The sequence below is a fragment of the Kumtagia ephedrae genome (assembly GCF_003012745.1).
In the GTDB taxonomy this organism is placed as follows: Bacteria; Pseudomonadota; Alphaproteobacteria; order Rhizobiales; family Rhizobiaceae; genus Kumtagia; species Kumtagia ephedrae.
Genome location: NZ_PXYK01000011.1, coordinates 16737 through 33631 on the forward strand (window position 1 = coordinate 16737; position 16895 = coordinate 33631).

Annotated in this window: 12 protein-coding genes and 1 pseudogene; 9 read left to right on the forward strand and 4 right to left on the reverse strand. The window is 67.6% G+C overall.

Annotated features, from left to right (window positions below):
• Positions 1-131 precede the first annotated feature (131 nt).
• From C7I84_RS12760 to C7I84_RS12775, 3 genes are all read left to right on the forward strand, one after another.
• Positions 132-884 carry an SDR family NAD(P)-dependent oxidoreductase gene (locus C7I84_RS12760; RefSeq protein WP_106772582.1) on the forward strand — a complete coding sequence of 251 codons (753 nt, stop codon included), beginning with the start codon at positions 132-134 and terminating at the stop codon, positions 882-884.
• A 266-nt stretch (positions 885-1150) separates the two neighbouring features.
• On the forward strand, positions 1151-1897 hold the full coding sequence (locus tag C7I84_RS12770; protein WP_106772584.1) for an SDR family NAD(P)-dependent oxidoreductase: 747 nt from the start codon (positions 1151-1153) through the stop codon (positions 1895-1897).
• Positions 1898-2223: 326 nt separating this feature from the next.
• Positions 2224-3327: an aldo/keto reductase gene (locus C7I84_RS12775; RefSeq protein ID WP_245428421.1), complete on the forward strand. Its 1104-nt coding sequence runs from the start codon at positions 2224-2226 to the stop codon at positions 3325-3327.
• Positions 3328-3359: 32 nt separating this feature from the next.
• On the opposite strand, the gene C7I84_RS12780 is transcribed toward C7I84_RS12775, so the two are convergent.
• The 3 genes and pseudogenes from C7I84_RS12780 to C7I84_RS12790 form a co-directional block, all read right to left on the reverse strand.
• The gene (locus C7I84_RS12780) at positions 3360-6176 is read right to left on the reverse strand and encodes an autotransporter serine protease (protein WP_106772585.1); all 2817 of its coding nucleotides are present in this window, start codon (positions 6174-6176) and stop codon (positions 3360-3362) included.
• 201 nt (positions 6177-6377) lie between these two features.
• A pseudogene (locus C7I84_RS12785) lies at positions 6378-6995 on the reverse strand (LysE family translocator).
• Positions 6996-7206: 211 nt separating this feature from the next.
• Entirely contained in the window at positions 7207-7866 is a 660-nt protein-coding gene (locus tag C7I84_RS12790; RefSeq protein ID WP_106772586.1) for a response regulator, read from the reverse strand.
• 71 nt (positions 7867-7937) lie between these two features.
• On the opposite strand from C7I84_RS12790, the gene C7I84_RS12795 reads away from it, so the two are divergent.
• The 4 genes from C7I84_RS12795 (at position 7938) to C7I84_RS12810 (ending at position 12718) form a co-directional block, all read left to right on the forward strand.
• Entirely contained in the window at positions 7938-9719 is a 1782-nt protein-coding gene (locus tag C7I84_RS12795) for an ATP-binding response regulator (RefSeq protein ID WP_245428431.1), read from the forward strand.
• Positions 9720-9913: 194 nt separating this feature from the next.
• Positions 9914-11152: an MFS transporter gene (locus C7I84_RS12800; protein WP_106772588.1), complete on the forward strand. Its 1239-nt coding sequence runs from the start codon at positions 9914-9916 to the stop codon at positions 11150-11152.
• Between the two features lie 118 nt (positions 11153-11270).
• Positions 11271-11561 carry an ArsR/SmtB family transcription factor gene (locus C7I84_RS12805; RefSeq protein WP_106772589.1) on the forward strand — a complete coding sequence of 97 codons (291 nt, stop codon included), beginning with the start codon at positions 11271-11273 and terminating at the stop codon, positions 11559-11561.
• 41 nt (positions 11562-11602) lie between these two features.
• Positions 11603-12718 carry an alkene reductase gene (locus C7I84_RS12810; protein WP_106772590.1) on the forward strand — a complete coding sequence of 372 codons (1116 nt, stop codon included), beginning with the start codon at positions 11603-11605 and terminating at the stop codon, positions 12716-12718.
• Between the two features lie 210 nt (positions 12719-12928).
• On the opposite strand, the gene C7I84_RS12815 is transcribed toward C7I84_RS12810, so the two are convergent.
• The gene (locus C7I84_RS12815; RefSeq protein WP_106772591.1) at positions 12929-13801 is read right to left on the reverse strand and encodes a LysR substrate-binding domain-containing protein; all 873 of its coding nucleotides are present in this window, start codon (positions 13799-13801) and stop codon (positions 12929-12931) included.
• Positions 13802-13906: 105 nt separating this feature from the next.
• Here C7I84_RS12815 and C7I84_RS12820 point away from each other — a divergent pair, with 105 nt between their 5' ends.
• Together C7I84_RS12820 and C7I84_RS12825 are read left to right on the forward strand one after the other, a co-directional pair.
• Complete coding sequence (locus tag C7I84_RS12820; protein ID WP_106772592.1) at positions 13907-15607, forward strand: Na/Pi cotransporter family protein; 1701 nt, start codon at positions 13907-13909, stop codon at positions 15605-15607.
• A gap of 72 nt (positions 15608-15679) precedes the next feature.
• Positions 15680-16879 carry a 2-aminoethylphosphonate--pyruvate transaminase gene (locus C7I84_RS12825; protein WP_106772593.1) on the forward strand — a complete coding sequence of 400 codons (1200 nt, stop codon included), beginning with the start codon at positions 15680-15682 and terminating at the stop codon, positions 16877-16879.
• Positions 16880-16895: the final 16 nt, after the last annotated feature.

Genomic DNA, 16895 nt, shown 5'->3' on the forward strand with positions numbered 1-16895 from the left:
GTGCGGAGGCGGACGATAGACGTATTTTCCAATTTGGCAAATTTTTTCTGTTTACGCTTGATGGCTGGACGGGCTGCTCCTATTGTCGCCTTGCAGCCGGCATTTCGGCCGGCGGGACGAGGGATGCACGGATGGTGGTTTTCGATTTCACCGGCAGGCATGCGGTGGTTGCCGGCGCCGGCGGCGGCATGGGCGAGGCGATCGCGCTGGCATTGCTGAAGGCCGGCGCCGCGGTCACCGCCATCGACGTCAAGGCCTGCCCGGACGCGCTGTCGGGCTACGGCGACAGGCTGACTTTCGCGCAGGGCGATCTCACCGACGCCGCCTTTGTCGAGGAGGTGATCGGCCGCGCCGGGCGGGCGCGCGGCGGCATCGACCATCTCGCCAACGTCGCCGGCGTCCTGTGGTTCGGCCGCGACAAGTCGGCGCTCGACATGGATCTCGACGTCTGGGACGAGGTCTTCCGCATCAACCTGAAGTCCTTCGTCCATACCGCCCGCTCGGCGGTGCCGTTCATGCGGCGGCGCGGCGGCTCGATGGTGCATTTCTCCACCATCCAGTGGTATCGCGGCGATCCCGCCCCGCAGGACGCCTACCAGGCCTCGAAGGCCGGCGTTTGCGCGCTGTCGAAATCGCTGGCCATGCAGCTCGCCGCCGACGGCATCCGCTCCAACGCCATCTGTCCCGGAATGGCGCTGACGCCGCTGCAGGCGCGCTGGGACACGGAGGAAAAGCGGGCGGCCGTCGCCGGCTATGCTCCCCTGGGGCGGATCGGCACGCCGCAGGACATGGCCAACGCGGCGCTGTTCCTGCTGTCGGACGCGGCGAGCTACATCACCGGCATCGAGCTCGCCGTCGACGGCGGCCTGCTGATGCGGATGTAGTCGAGCCGGCCGTCGGAAGGGAGGGTGACGCCCTCTCATCAGGCCGGCCACCTTCTCCCGGGAGAAGGTACCGGATTCACACTTGAAACTTGCGCTGCCGGCATCGCGGAAGAGATTGTCTTCATCGGCTCCGACTTCGCCACCGCCGAGGCGGCTGGCTTCACCATGAAATCGACGCTGGTGCCTTGCCCAAAGGGCCGGCGAGAGGCGATGGTCGAGCCTGGAGACGCGATGGCGCGGACAAGACAGTCGGGCAGGAGCAATTGATGAACCATATCGATCTCGAAGGACAGACGGCCGTGGTGACCGGCGGCGCGCAAGGCCTCGGGCTGGCCATGGCCGAGCGGATCGCGCGCTCCGGCGGCAAAGTCAGCCTTTGGGACGTCAACACGGATGAGCTCACCAGGGCGGCGGAAGCGATCGGCCCAGCGGCGAGCGCGGTGGCGGTCGACATCACCGACCCCGAAGCGGTCATGGCGGCATTGGCGAAGACGGAAGCGGCGGCGGGACCGGTGTCGATCCTGGTCAACTCGGCCGGCATCGCCGGACCCAACCATACGCTCGACGCCTATCCGCTGGAGGACTGGTATCGCGTCATCGCCATCAACCTGAACGGCACCTTCCACGTCAACCGCGCCGTGGTGCCGGGCATGAAGGCGCGCAACTATGGCCGCATCGTCAACATCGCCTCGATCGCCGGCAAGGAAGGCAATCCCAACGCCAGCGCCTATTCCGCCTCCAAGGCGGGCGTCATCGGCCTCACCAAATCGCTCGGCAAGGAGCTCGCGGGCTACGACATCGCCGTCAACTGCATCACGCCGGCGGCGGCGCGCACACCGATCTTCGCCCAGATGAAGCAGGAGCACATCGACTACATGCTGGCGAAGATCCCGCGCAACCGCTTCCTCGAGGTCGACGAGGCGGCCAACATGGTCGCCTGGCTGGTGTCGAAGGAGAACAGTTTTACCACCGCCTCGGTGTTCGACCTGTCGGGCGGGCGCGCCACCTATTGACGACAGCAAGGCCTCGGACCGCCGGCGTCCGCTGAACCTGCGTCCGCGCAACTGCCGGGTCGGCAGGGGCGGCTCTTGGCTTCCGCTGTGCCCTGGTTCATCGACCCTCCAGAGCGCGCCCCGTAGAGCGACGCGAGCTACCGGTGAAGACGCCGGCGGAGCCTTGGCGTCGGCACGGCCGCTGAGACAAACCGATACAATTTCGCAGGCTGCGGGCAAAGTCCTGCGACAAGCGCCCCCTATGGTGCGACCGTCGGCTGGTGTTGCGGCCGAGGCCCGGCCGATAGGACCGGGTCCCACCCGCAGGACAGATCTGGAGAATTGCCATGATGACGCCCCGCGCCATCCCCCCGATATCGCGCCGCTCCTTCCTGGGCACGGTCGCCGCGGGCTCGGCGCTTGCCGCGGCCGTGCCGGCGCGCTCGGCCGTGCCGGCCCAGGAAATCGCCGGCTCCAGGATCCTGCGGACGATCCCCAGGACCGGAGAGCCCGTGCCGGCGATCGGCATGGGGAGCCTGCACACCTTCGACGTATTCCCCGGCGGCCCGCGCGGGAACATCATGGAGATCATGCGGCGCTTCTACATGGGTGGCGGACGGGTGGTCGACACCTCGCCGCTGTACGGCGCCTCGGAGGTCAATATCGGCGACTTCGCCACCGTGCTGGGGATCAGCGACGAGCTGTTCATCGCCAACAAGGTGTCCGTCACCGGCGATCATCCCGACGACGGCAGCCATGCCCGCCAGAGCTTCGAGCAGTCGCTGCAGCGGCTGTGGCGCGGCGGCCTGGACGTCGTGCACGTTCACGCCACGGCGAACAGCGCCGTCATGATCCCGCTGCTCAACGCCTGGAAGCGCGAGGGCCGCATCCGCCATCTCGGCGTCTCGCACCACGAGGGCCTCGGCTTCGACGCGCTTACGCAGTGGGTCGAGGCAGGCGAGATCGATTTCGTCCAGCTTCCTTATTCGATCCACACGCGAACGGCCGAGCAGCGCGTGCTCGAGGCCGCGGCAGACCAAGGCGTCGCCGTGCTCACCACCATGCCGTTCGAGAAGGCGCGGCTGTTCAGGATCGTCGAAGGCCGCCCGCTTCCCGGTTTCGCGCGCGAGATCGGCGTGGAGAACTGGGCGCAGTTCTTCCTGAAATGGGTGATCTCGCACCCGGCAATCACCTGCGCGGTGCCTGCGACCACCGATCCTGACCATATGAGCGAGAATATCGGGGCGTTGCAGGGGCAGTTGCCCGACGCTGGCATGCGGGCGCGCATGCTGCGGCACATGGAAGCCATCCCCGGATTTGCGGCGCTGGCCGCGATGCCGCCTTATCCCGACAAGCAGTTGCAGGGCTTTGCGCGGCCGGTGCGACGGTCGCCGTCAAATGCCGTGATCCGGCAGCAGGATCGGCCGCGCGGGCACAGCAAGGTCATCTGACGCAAGCCCACCACGGCCGTTCGCCCCGCCGTTCAGAACTTCAAGGTGAGGCTGCCGCTGAAGCCGTGATCCCGCGCCGAGCCGGCGATCTGCCCGGCATAGGTGAGGCCGAGCGAGGCCGCGGGCGCGATGGCGAGGTCGAGACCGGCTTCCAGTACCAGCGCATCCCTGGCGATCGGCAGTCCTTCGGCATCGAACGACCCGCCGCCGGCCAGCGCCATCGCCGTCGTCGGCACCACGTCGCCGAAGGCGTGCCGCCAGCCCAGCGTGCCGCGCGCCGTCGCCGCCAGGCTGCCGATGTCGAAGCCGGCGGAGGCATGGACGCCCAGCGTTGCGAACGTTGTATCGGTCGTCGACGCGGCGGCGGTGAGCCCCAGGGGACCGCCGTCCTTCTCGGTGAAGCCATCGGCCCTGACGCGCGCATAGGCGAGGCCGGCGAACGGCTCCAGTTCCATCCTCGCGGCGGGAAGCCGGTAGCCGAGCTCGCCGAACAGCTGCGCGGTGCCGGCGTCGTAGCCGGCAGTCGGATTGCCGCCCAGCCAGCCAAGCCAGGTCTCGCGCCGCGTCTCGACGTCGTGCCAGCTGTAGGCGGCGCCGGTGCGCAGCGCCAGCGCTCCCCATTCGGCGCCGCCATAGATGCCGAGGTGGATGTTCTTCGAGGAGCCCGAGGCGAGGGACTGCTCGAAGCTGGTATGGCTGTAGCCGCCGAGAACACCCACGCGCCAGGCGTCTCCCACTGCCGCGTCGCCGCCGAACAGCAGGCCGCCGACGGAATGGTCGAGCCCTGCGGCGCTGCCGTTGGCGTCAATCTCGCCGCGAGCGCCCAGCACCTGGCTCCAGACGGCGAAACGGTCCGTGGTGGCGGCCGCCGGCGCCGCACCGTCCGGGCCATAGGCCATGACCGGCAACGGCGCTGCGCCCGCATCGGCGAAGGTCGAGCGCAGCCGTGCCGTCGCGGCGTGGCTGAGGAGGCTGCTCTGCTCGATGAGCAGGCCGGAGAGCGATGCGTGAATCTCGCCGCTGAGGGATGCGAAGGGTGCTTCGCCGGTGAATATCCCGATAGCGTTGTCGTAGAGGATGTTGCCGATGCCGAGGCTCTCGATGGTGCCGGCGACCGCCGCGCCGTTGCCGCTTGACGCCAGGTCGGCGAAGGCGACCTCGTTGCGGGCGACGTCGAGATGGACGGCGGCCGGATCGTAGGCGAGGGCGAAGTCCAGGAATGCATAGCAATTGCAGACCTCGGCGAAGCGCCCGGTGACGCCACCGGCGGCCGACAGGATGGTATGGCGCCCGTCGCCTCTGTAGCCGCCGGGTGCCACCAGCACGTCGACCGCGCCGCCCTCGAGGGCGGCGGTGCCGGTGACGTCGAGCCGGCTGGTTCCGTCGGGGGCTCCGAGTTCCACCACCAGCCAGGAGTTCGCCCGCTGGCGGTAGTTGCCGTCGACGGTGAGCACCCCGCCGAGCACGTTCCAGCCGGCATAGACGGCACCGGCATTGTCGACGTCGCCGTGGACAGTGCCGGTGCCGGCGAGCAGGCCCGACTGCTCGACGAAGGTATCGGAGGCGATGCTGCCGCCGATGGCGAGCGCCCCGCCGTCGATGCGGGTGTCGCCGCCATAGGTGCTGTCGCCCGTCAGGACGAGCGTCCCGTCGCCGGATTTGATCAGCCCGCCATCGCCGGTGATGTCGTTCTCCCAGACGCTGGTGCCTTCATCGATGACGACGTGCAGGTCGCCCCAGTCGAACGCGCCGGGGCCGCGCACCGCCTTGCCGACGTTCAGCAGGCCATAGCCGAAGATCTCGTCGACACCGGCCGGACCAACGTCGCGAGCAGTGCCGAGCAGCACCTGGCGCACCTGCGACATCGTCATATAGGGGAACATCTGCGAGACCAGCGCGGCAGCACCGGCGACATGCGGGGCGGCGTATGAAGTGCCGTACGCGGTGCGATACCCTCCGCCGGGCACGGCACCGAAGATGTCGGCGCTATCCGGCCATTCCCACATGTCTGTTTCGGGGTTCCATTCGTAGTGACTGCCGCCGGGCGCCGACAGACACCAGTTCATGGCGACCCCGCATTGATTCGACCAACTTGCCAACTGCGTTGGTGTGACCGCCACAACGGCGAGCCAGCCGGATTCCAGCTCGGAAAAATAATGAGGGAGCCCTGCCGGGAAGGTCGGACTGTCGTCCCCGCCGTTACCGCTTGAGAAGATCATCAGGGCGCCGCCATCGACAGCACGATGCGCGGCGGAAACAATGTTCGGAGAGAATTCGCTCCAGGCTTCGGCGGGATAGTCGGTGATCGGATTGCCGTTCCATCCCCAACTGTTGTTGATGATGCGGACATCCTGTTTCAGAAGTTGGTCCCAGGCGGAGGCCGCTCTCGGGTCCCAAACATTGTTTCCATTCTCGTCGAACCAACTGTCCTTGTCCCATATTCGAGCGGCGAAGATTTCCGCACCGGAAGCCACGCCATGCATGCCGGCGCCGTCCCGGTTTGCGCCTAGGATCGAAGTGACCATGGTTCCGTGTCCGTCGTGATCGATCAGGTCCGGCGAACCAGCCACATGATCATACCCCCCGCCGACACGGCCGGCGAATTCAGGGTGATTGATGTCCAGGCCGCTATCGACAACCCCGACCTTCACGCCGCTGCCGTCGACGCCCCTAGCATAGGCATCGGCGGCGTTGATCATGTCCAGTCCCCATTGGGCGCGGTATTCCGGCGTCTTCCATGTCTCGGGATCGCTGGGATCGCCGGCCGTCTGCGCCAGCGCCGCTGCCGGGAAGGCGACGGACAGGAGAAGCGTGGCCGCGCGGCCGGCGCGGCGACTTGCGTTCTTCATCTTGAATGCCCTCGAAAGCCGACGCGGCTGGCCGCTGATGCGCTGGACGAGGCGAACCGCCGATTCACTTCGATCCGTCAACAGGATACAAAGAGCGTGGATGCCCGGAGAATACGGCACCTGCCGTATATCGGCCGTGCCGGAACGGCTTTTCCCGGGTCCGCCGCGGCGGCGCGGGCAAATGCGATGGTGCGGCGCATGTCAGGCGTGGTGCCCGGCGAGCGCGACGCCCAGGCCGATCAGGATCGAGCCGCAGGCTTTCGGTATCACCCAGCCGGCCCTGCCGGCGGAGAAGCGGGAGAGGGCGGCCGAGGCGAGGCCGACCGCCGCCAGGTCGGCAAGCGAGAAGACGAGATTGACGGCCACGCCAAGGATCAGGAACTGCATCCACAGCGGCACGGCGGCCGACGGGTCGACGAATTGCGGCAGGAAGGTCAGGAAGAACAGCGCCGTCTTCGGGTTGAGGATCTCGACGACGACGCTGTCGCGGAACGTGCTCGGTTGCGGGCGGGCGGCATCGGCGCTGCTTCAGTCGCCGCCGAACACCATGGCAAGGCCGAGCCACACGAGATAAGCGGCGCCGGCGAAGCGGATCGCCGCATAGACGGCCGGCGCGCTTTCGACGAGCGATGCCAGCCCGATCGCGGCCGCGGCGATATGCACATAGCAGCCGAGATGGATGCCGAGGGCCGCCATCATGCCGGCCCGCCGGCCATGCGCCAGTGTCTGTGCCGTCATGTAGAGGATCGCCGGGCCGGGCATGCAGGCGAAGGCGAGCGTGGCTATGACGAACGGCATCCATGGCGCAAATGACGGCATGGCAGATCCTCCCGATCTCTGTCCGCTTCGTGTCGAGCGGCCTTTCCGGCTTGCGGTTGCTTGCCGGAGGCGGGAGGGATAGGGGCGGGATGGACCGCAAGACATACGGCAGGTGCCGTATTTGGTGCGCCTGGCCGGCCGGCTAGGCTCGCAATGGTTAAGGCAATGCTACCGCGTCATCGACGATTGGCCGGAGGAGCCGGAAATGGCGTCAGCCCGCGGGCAGTCCCAGCCGCACGGCATAGGCCGTCAGTTCGGCGGCGCTGTGAAGGTTCAGCTTGCGCATCAGGTTCTCCCGATGCTTGCGGGCGGTCAGCGGGCTGATGCCGAGCCGTTCGGCGACCATGCGGGCGGTCTGTCCCTGTGCCACCAGCAGCAGGATCTGGCGTTCGCGCAGGGTCAGCGGAATCGGCGACACGACCTGCTCGCCGTCAGGCAGCCTGGCGGTGCGCGCCGGCTCCGTCAGGGCGAAGCGGACGGAGCGGGCGATGTAGGTGCCGCCTTTCCTGACCGCCGCGACGGCGTCGGCGAGCTCGGCCGGGTCGCCGTCCTTGGTCAGATAGCCGCTGGCGCCGGCCTCAATGGCGGCGCGCACCGTGCGCGGCTCGACATTGGCCGTCAGCACCAGGATTCGCAGCCGCGGCGCCAGCGAGCGGATGTCGGAGATGAGCTGGATGCCCGCGACGCCCGGCATGCCGAGATCGAGGATGAGCAGGTCGGCGCGGGTTTCCCGCACGAGCCCGAGCAGCGCCTCGCCGTCCGCGGCCTCGCCGACCACCGCCACGTCGTCCAGGGTGGAGAGGAGCATCTTCAGCCCCTCCCGCACGATGGCGTGGTCCTCGGCGAGAATAACGGCAAGCGGACGGTTCATTCGCGCACTATACTCGAGTCGGTGCAATTTCCGGTTGCCAATCCATGAAAAACGAACTCCCGTTGGATCAAGTGGTCGTGGGCAGCGTGCCGTTGTCGGCAGGCTTGTCCGCGACTCCGCAGGACGACCGGATTCGCGAGGCGCTGGTCGAGCTTCTCTACCGCAATTCCTACGGCGTGGTAGCCGCCAACGTCCTGATCTCGCTGCCGGCGGCCTACATCCTCAGCAGCGTCGTGTCGCCGCGCTGGTTCGTCGGCTGGCTTGTCGCGCTGTACCTGCTGACGGCCGCGCGGGTGGTCGCGGCGCGGCTGTTCTTCCGCCACGCCGGGAAGGGGGGATCGGTGGCCCGCTGGGCGTGGCTCGCGGCCGTCATGTCCTGGCTCTCGGGACTGATGTGGGGCATGCTCGGCTGGGTCGGCTTCCTGCCGCACGAGCCGCTGCTGTTCGCCTTCACAGTGATCGTGCTCACTGGGCTCGTGTGCGGCACGGTGCCGTCGCTCTCGGCCTTCCCGCCGGCCCTCGTTGGCTCGATCCTCGCTACCATCGTGCCGGTGGCGATCCGCTGTCTCAGCAGCGAGGGCGAGGTCTTCGGCGCCTATCTCTTCCTGATCGGCAGCCTGGTGGCGATCAACCTTTATTATTGCCGCGTCACCTACCGCATGCTTCGCGAGACAGTGAGGCTGCGCACCGAGAATGTCGAACTCATCGGCCGGCTCGAGGACGAGCGCGACCGCGCGCAGGCCGCCGACCGGGCCAAGACGCGCTTCCTGGCCGCCGCCAGCCACGATCTGCGCCAGCCCATCCATGCGCTCAGCCTGCTGGTCTCGACGCTGTCGATGATGGGGCAGCGGGGCGCCGTCGCCGCCGCGGATGCGCGCTCGATCGCCGGCAAGGCGAAGTCGATGGTCGGCAATCTCAGCGGGCTGCTCAATGCGCTGCTCGACATCTCCAAGCTCGACGCCGGCGTGGTGACGGTTGAGCGGGAGACCGTCGACCTGGGTGAGCTCTTCCGCAACCTGCGCCAGGAATTCGCGCCGACGGCCGGGGAACGCGGGCTCGGCTGGCGCGTGGTGGAGACCGGCCTGCACGTCGACAGCGACCCGATGATGCTGAAGCGCATTCTGGACAATCTGCTCTCCAACGCCTTCCGCTACACGACGGCGGGACGCGTCCTGCTCGGCTGCCGGCGGCGCGGCGCGGCGGTGGAGATCCAGGTGTGGGACACCGGACCGGGGATTCCCACTGATCAGCAGGCGGCCGTCTTCGAGGAGTTCGTGCAGCTGCACAATCCGGCGCGCGACCGCGCCCAGGGGCTGGGGCTCGGCCTCGCCATCGTGCGCCGCACAACCGAGCTTCTGGGGCATCCGCTGAAGCTGGTCTCCGTTTCCGGACGCGGCTCGATGTTCTCCGTCACGGTCCCGCTGGTGCAGGCGGCGAAACCTCCTCGTGCCGCTTCCGATGTCCGGATGGACGGCGCCCCGCTCGGCATCATGGTGGTGGAGGACGAGCAGGACGTTCTCGGCGCGCTGGTGCAGATGCTCGAGTTCGACGGCCACCGCGTCTATGCCGGCCGCTCGGCCGGCGAGGTCATGAACGCCCACGCGGCAGCGCAAGACGGCTCCGCGTCGGTCGGCGTGATCGTCGCCGACTACCGCCTGAAGGACCATGCAACGGGGGTCGAGGCGATCGATGCCCTGTACGATTATCTCGGCCGCGCGGTTCCGGCGATCATCGTCACCGGCGACACCTCGCCGGCGCGCATCAAGGAGGCGGCGCGGAGCGGGCACCGCCTGCTGCACAAGCCGGTCAGCGGCGAGGATTTGCGCGAGGCGATCCGCCGCGAGGCGGGGTAGGGGAAATCCGTTCCGACAGCTTCGGATCCGAGGCAGGAGTGCCGGTGCGAAAAGGCATGTTCGGCGTCTTGCCAGGCTCCGAGAAAAAATTTCGGACAGAAAGTCGCCTTCCGCCCCGCCCGTTCGTCCTCTGCGGAGAAGCCGGCTTCCCTCGCCCGAACGGGCGGGAACGCCGGCAGGCAGCGAGGTGCTCCATGTCCTATGCCCAAACTCATGCCCAGGCGCCCCATTCCTATCGCTGGGTCATCATTGCCATCGGTGCGCTGATGACCTGCGTCGGCATCGGCGCGATGTTCTCCCTTGCCATCTTCCTGCAGCCGATGTCGGTCGACACCGGCTGGTCGCGCGCCGGCATTTCCAGCGCCATGACCCTCAACTTCCTCGTCATGGGCGCCGCCGGCTTCGGCTGGGGCACCCTCAGCGACAGGATCGGCGCGAGGCCGGTCGTGCTCATCGGCGCCGTGCTGCTCGGGCTGGCGCTGGTTCTGGCGAGCCGCGCAAGCTCGCTGCTCGCCTTCCAGCTCGTCTACGGCATCCTGGTCGGGCTTGCCGCCGGCGCGTTCTTCGCACCGATGATCGCCGCCGCGACGGCCTGGTTCGATACCAATCGCGGCCTTGCCGTGTCGCTGGTATCGGCCGGCATGGGCGTTGCCCCGATGACCGTCTCGCCTTTCGCCGCCTGGCTGCTCGCCACCTATGACTGGCGCATGGCGATGATGGTGATCGGCATCGCCAGCTGGATCCTGCTCGTCCCGGCAGCGCTGCTGGTGCGGCGGGCGCCGGACGCCGATCATGCCGATACGGGTGCCGAACCGTCAGCCGAAGCGGGCGGCTTCTCGGCCTGGAAGGCTCTGCGGACACCGCAATTCGCCATCCTCGCCGGCACCTTCTTCCTCTGCTGCGCCGCCCATTCCGGGCCGATCTTCCACATGGTCAGCTATGCGGTGGCCTGCGGCATCGCGCCGATGGCGGCCGTCAGCATCTACAGCGTCGAGGGATTGGCCGGCCTGGGCGGCCGGCTGCTGCTCGGCGTGCTGGCCGACCGCCTCGGCGTCAAGCTGGTGCTGATCGCTGGCCTGATGGTCCAGGCCGTCGTCATGGGCGCCTATGTGTTTGCCCGCGAGCTGCCCGAGTTCTACCTGCTCGCCATCGTCTTCGGCACCGCCTATGGCGGAGTCATGCCGCTCTATGCCGTGCTGGCGCGCGAATATTTCGGCCAGCGCGTGATGGGGACCGTGTTCGGCGCGGCGACCATGACCTCCAGCATCGGCATGGCGCTGGGGCCGCTCGGCGGCGGCTGGGTGTACGACACGTTCAACGTCTACGACTGGCTGTTCATCGGCTCCTTCGGCATCGGGCTGGCGGCGGTGGCGATGGCACTGGCGTTCCCGCCGTTCCCGGCCAGGCAGGCGGAGCAGGCACAGCCGGCATGAACGGGCCGGCCGTTCTTTAGGGCAGGTTTTCTTTCGCGGAAGGCAATTTTGGAATGAGATTGCCTTCCGCATCGTTCTGCCTCGATCTATATATCGCTAAAGTCCGATATACAGATCGATGGAAAACGATAACATCCTGAAGGCCCTTGCGCACCCGGTCCGCCGCGACATGCTGGCGTGGCTGAAGGAGCCGGAGAAGCATTTTTCCAGCCAGGAGCATCCGCTCGACATGGGCATCTGCGCCGGCCAGTTCGAGCGCTGCGGCCTGTCGCAGTCGACCGTGTCCGCTCATCTGGCGGCGCTGTCCGCCGCCGGCCTGGTCACCTCGCGCCGCGTCGGCCAGTGGGTGTTCTACAAGCGCAACGAAGAGACCATCGCCGCCTTCCGGGCGACGCTGTCCGACCTCTGACCATTTCCGTCCGCTTCCCCAGCATGAAAGGCATTCCTCCCATGGCCACTTTGTTTGATCCGGTGAAGGCCGGCGATCTTTCGCTTGCCAACCGCATCGTCATGGCGCCGCTGACGCGCAACCGCTCGCCCAATGCCGTGCCGGGCGATCTCTCCGTCACCTATTACCGGCAGCGCGCCAGTGCCGGCCTGATCGTCACCGAGGCGACGGCCATCACCCATCAGGGTCAGGGTTACGCGGACGTTCCCGGGCTCTACGGCCCCGATCAGCTCGCCGGCTGGCGGCGCGTCACCGATGCCGTGCACGAGGCCGGCGGCAAGATCGTGGTGCAGCTCTGGCATGTCGGCCGCATCTCGCACGATTCGCTGCAGCCCGGCGGCGGCAAGCCGGTGGCGCCCTCCGCCGTCCGGGCGAAATCCAAGACCTTCCTGATCAGGCCGGACGGCAGCGGCGAATTCGCCGAGACGTCCGAGCCGCGCGCGCTGGAGGCGAACGAGATTCCGGGCATCGTCGACGACTACCGCCGTGCCGCGAAAGCGGCGGTCGAGCAGGCGGGTTTCGACGGCATCGAGATTCACGCCGCCAACGGCTACCTGATCGACCAGTTCCTGCGCTCGGGAAGCAATCACCGCACCGACGCCTATGGCGGATCGATCGAGAACCGGGCGCGTCTGCTGTTCGAGGTGGTGGAGGCGATCACCGGCGAGATCGGCGCCGGCCGGACCGGTATCCGGCTGTCGCCGGTGACGCCGGCCAATGACGCTTCCGACCCCGAGCCGCAGCCGCTCTTCGACCATGTCGCCGCCGGCCTGGGCAGCCGCGGGCTTGCCTATGTGCATGTCGTCGAAGGCGCGACCGGCGGCGCCCGCGACTTCCAGCAGGGCGACAGGCCGTTCGATTATGCGGCGTTCAAGACTGCGTACCGCCAGGCCGGCGGGCAGGGCGCCTGGCTGGTCAACAACGGCTACGACAAGGAACTGGCCGAAAAGGCGGTTGCAGAAGGCCGCGCCGACCTCGTCGCCTTCGGCAAGCCGTTCATCGCCAACCCCGATCTCGTCGGCCGGCTGAGGAGCGGCGTCGCCCTCAACGAGCCCGACAAGGCCACCTTCTATGGCGGCGGCGCGAAGGGTTATATCGACTACCCGACCGCTGCTTGACGGCGTGAGGCCGCCGCCTTGGTCTTCCTCACAAAGAGCAGGGCTATTGCGAATGGAATACCCCACCCCTAACCCCTCCCCTCAAGGGGGAGGGGGATCTTGCTGCGGCACCGCCAGGCTCCAATGGTCCACGATTTCGCTCGGCAGGGCGGCCGCAAAGTCCCCCTCCCCTTGAGGGGAGGGGTTAGGGTTTGGGGGTACCGGAGCGCATCAGTCGTCGCTCGACAGCTCCCGCGCGATCTCCCAGAAGGCGCGCACCAGCTTGCCGCGCGAGCGCTCGCGCAGGCAGATCAGCGCCTCGTCCATCAGCATCGGCGGCGAATCGATGGCGATCTGCACCAGCCGCCCGTCCTGCCCGAATTCTGCCTCCGACACGAAGCCGATGCCGCTGCCCGAGGCAACGATCTCCCGAACGGCCTCGCGGCCTTCGGCCTCGATCGCCGGGCGCAGCGCCACGCCTTGCGACTGCGCCATCGCTTCCAGCTTCTGCCGCGTCTTCGAACCGCGCTCGCGCAGGATCAGCGGGTGTTTTTCCAGTTCGGCGAAGCTCATCGAGCCGCTGCCCGCGAGCCGATGAGTCTTGGCGACGAAAGCGACGATCGGCGTCGAGTTGAGCTTCAGCATGTCGAACTCGCGCCCTTCCGGGATCTCGCCGAGCACGCCGATGTCGGCTTCGTAGGCGAACAGGCCGGCGATCACCGTCTCGGTGTTGCCGGTGCGCACCGAAATCTGGATGCCGGGGAATTTTTCACGGAACCGGCCGAGGATATGCAGCAGATGGTGCGCCGCGTCGGCGACGATGCGCAGCGTGCCCGAGCGCAGGGCGCGCGATTCCGACAGCAGGTCGAGCGCCTGCTGCTCGGTGTCGAACATGCGGTGGGTGATCTCGAGCAACTGCTCGCCGGAGCGCGTCAGCGTCACCTGCTTCTTGTAGCGGTTGAAGAGCAGCACGTCGTACTCCTCCTCCAGCTTGCGCACCTGGTCGGAGATAGCCGGCTGCGTCAGGAACAGCGCTTCGGCGGCACGCGAAAAACCGCCGGATATGGCGACATAGTGGAAAGCCCGGAGCTGGACGTAACGCATGCGGGTGCCTTCCATTGGCGGAACTGATGGAAGCATAGAAACTAACGAATTGACTTATGTAAAGGCAAAAGTGACCCTGACGGTTCTCGACACGGGAAGCCGCCCATGCATTTCTCGCTCCTTCTGCTCCACCTCGCCGGAGCGACGATGCTCCTGCTTTATGCCGTGCACATGGTGCGAACGGGCATGGAGCGCGCCCATGGCGCGCTGCTGCGCCGGCTGCTTGGCGAGGCGAAACGCGGCCAGCTGAAAGCCGCGGCTGGCGGCGTGGCGATGGCCGTGATGCTGCAGAGCTCGACGGCGGTGGCTATGCTCGCCTGCGGCTTCGCCGCCGGCGGCGTGCTCGCGCTGCCCGTCGGCCTGGCGCTGCTGCTCGGCGCCGACCTCGGCTCGGCGCTGGTGGTGCGGGTGCTTTCCTTCGACCTCGGCTGGCTGGTGCCGGTCTGCCTGCTGGCCGGCGGGGTCATGCACCTCAAGCTGTCGGGGCAGGCGCTGCGGGAGACCGGGCGCATGGTGCTCGGCATCGGCTTCGTGCTGCTCTCGCTGAAACTCATCGGCGAGGCGACGGAGCCGCTGCGCGGCAGCGCCATGCTGCCGGGCCTCTCCGCCTATCTCGCCGACGACTATGTCACCGCCTTCCTCGCCGGCGCGGTGTTCGCCTGGCTGCTGCATTCCAGCGTCGCGGCGATCCTGATGGTGGTGGCCTTCGCCGGGCAAGGGCTACTGCCGCTGGAGGCCGGCCTGCCGCTGGTGCTGGGCGCCAATCTCGGCGGCGGGCTGATCGCCTTCTGGCTGTCGCGCGGCATGTCGCCGGCAGCGCAGCGCATCCCGGTCGGCAACCTGCTGTTCCGCGCCGGCGGCGCCGTGATCGCGCTTGCGATCGTCGAAGCCACCGGCCTGCCGGTGGAGCGGCTGGGCAGCGATGCCGGCACGGCTCTGGTGAATTTCCATGTCGCCTTCAACGCCTGCCTGCTGCTGTGCTGCCTGCCGCTCACCGGCGCGATGGCGCGGCTGACGAAAGCGCTCCTGCCCGAGCCCGCCCACAAACCGGAGGCGGGCGGCCTGCTCGCCCACCGCGCCAGCGCGCTCGACCGCGCCGTCATCGGCAATCCCAGGCTGGCGCTGGCCAGCGCCACGCGCGAGTTGCTGCGCATGGGCGAACTGGTCGAGATCATGGTGCGGCCGGTGATGGAGCTGTTCGCCGCCGGCACGCGCGAAGAGATCGCCCGCACGCGCCGGATCGACGACGAGGTGAACCGCGTCCACAGCGACATAAAACTCTACCTCGCCGCGGTGAGACGCGGCGACATGAGCGACGCGGAAGCGCGCCGCAGCACCGAGCTCACCGACTTCGCCATCAACCTGGAGCATGCCGGCGACATCGTAGCCAAGACCCTGCTGGTGCTGGCGGACGAGCGCCTGCAGCGCAACCTGCGCTTCTCCAAGGAAGGCTGGAAGGAACTTGGCGAGCTGCACGGGCGGCTGGTCGAGAACATGCATCTCGCGCTCAACGTGCTGGTGTCGAACGACCTGTCGTCGGCCCGCCAGCTCGTCGTCGAAAAGGAGCGGATGCGCTCGCTGGAGCGACGCAGCCACGACAGCCATCTGCTGCGGCTGCGCTCCGGCACGCCGGAGAGCGTCGAGACCAGCGACATGCATCTGGAGGTGGCGCGGGCGTTCAAGGAGATCAATTCGCTGCTGGCGACCGTCGCCTATCCGCTGCTGACGGAAAGCGGCGACCTGTTGCAGAGCCGTCTGACTCGATCCGTCGATCATCATTCCAGCTTATTGATGGATACAAAATAACGATTTTCCAAATGGATCGGAATGGCTCAAGGTCGCCCTGTTACCCCAGCCAATCGCCTTCGGAGGAAAGCCATGCGGACCGGTTCTGCCACTGCCAGCGAGGACTTCGAGCCGCCGGCCCTGGGCGAGCCCTATCTGCTGACGCCTGGCCCGCTCACCACGGCCTATGCCGTCAAGCAGACGATGCTGCGCGACTGGGGCTCGTGGGACGGCGATTTCCGCGCCATGACCGCCGATTTGCGGCGGCGCCTGCTGGCATTGACAGGAGACACGAAGAGCGAGTTCGACTGCGTGCCGATGCAGGGTTCCGGCTCCTTCTGCGTCGAGGCGATGCTCGGCTCCTTCGTGCCGAGGGACGGCAAGGTGCTGGTGCTGGCCAACGGCGCCTACGGCCTGCGCGCCGCACAGACCATGCAGTATCTCGGCCGCGCCCACACGCTGCTCGACAAGGGCGACTACCTGCCGCCGCGCGGCGACGAGGTGGCGGCGATCCTCGATGCCGATCCGGCCATCACCCATGTCATCGCCATCCACTGCGAGACCAGCTCGGGCATCCTCAACCCGGTCGCCGAGATCTCGAAAGCCGTCTATTCGAGGGGCCGCAAGCTGCTTATCGACTCGATGAGCGCCTTCGGCGCCATCCCGCTCGACATCAACGACATCCGCTACGAGGCGATGGTCTCGTCCGCCAATAAATGCATCGAGGGCGTGCCCGGCTTCGGCTTCGTCATCGCCAGGAAGAGCGAGCTGGAGGCCGCCAAGGGCCGCAGCCATTCGCTGTCGCTGGATGTGCACGCGCAATGGGCGGCCATGGAGAAGACCGGCCAGTGGCGCTTCACCCCGCCCACCCATGTCGTCGCCGCGTTCCTCGAGGCGCTGCGCATCCACGAGGCCGAGGGCGGCGTCGCCGGACGCGGCGCGCGCTATGAGCGCAACCGCGACGTCATGGTCGCCGGCATGCGCGCGCTCGGCTTCGAGACGCTGCTCTCCGACCGCTGGCTGTCGCCGATCATTGTCACATTCTTCTGTCCGGCGCATGCGAACTTCGCCTTCGACCGCTTCTACGAGCTGATGAAGGAGAAGGGCTTCATCATCTATCCGGGCAAGCTCACGGTGGTGGAATCCTTCCGCATCGGCTGCATCGGCCGCATGGACGAGCACGTCATGCGCCGCGTGGTCGACGCGGCGGGCCGCTCGTTGGCCGAGATGAACGTTCCCGACGCGGCGCCGCCGCGCACCGCGCTCGACGAGCGCGCAAAACTCGCCGCCTGATCATCGCCTCCGGCAG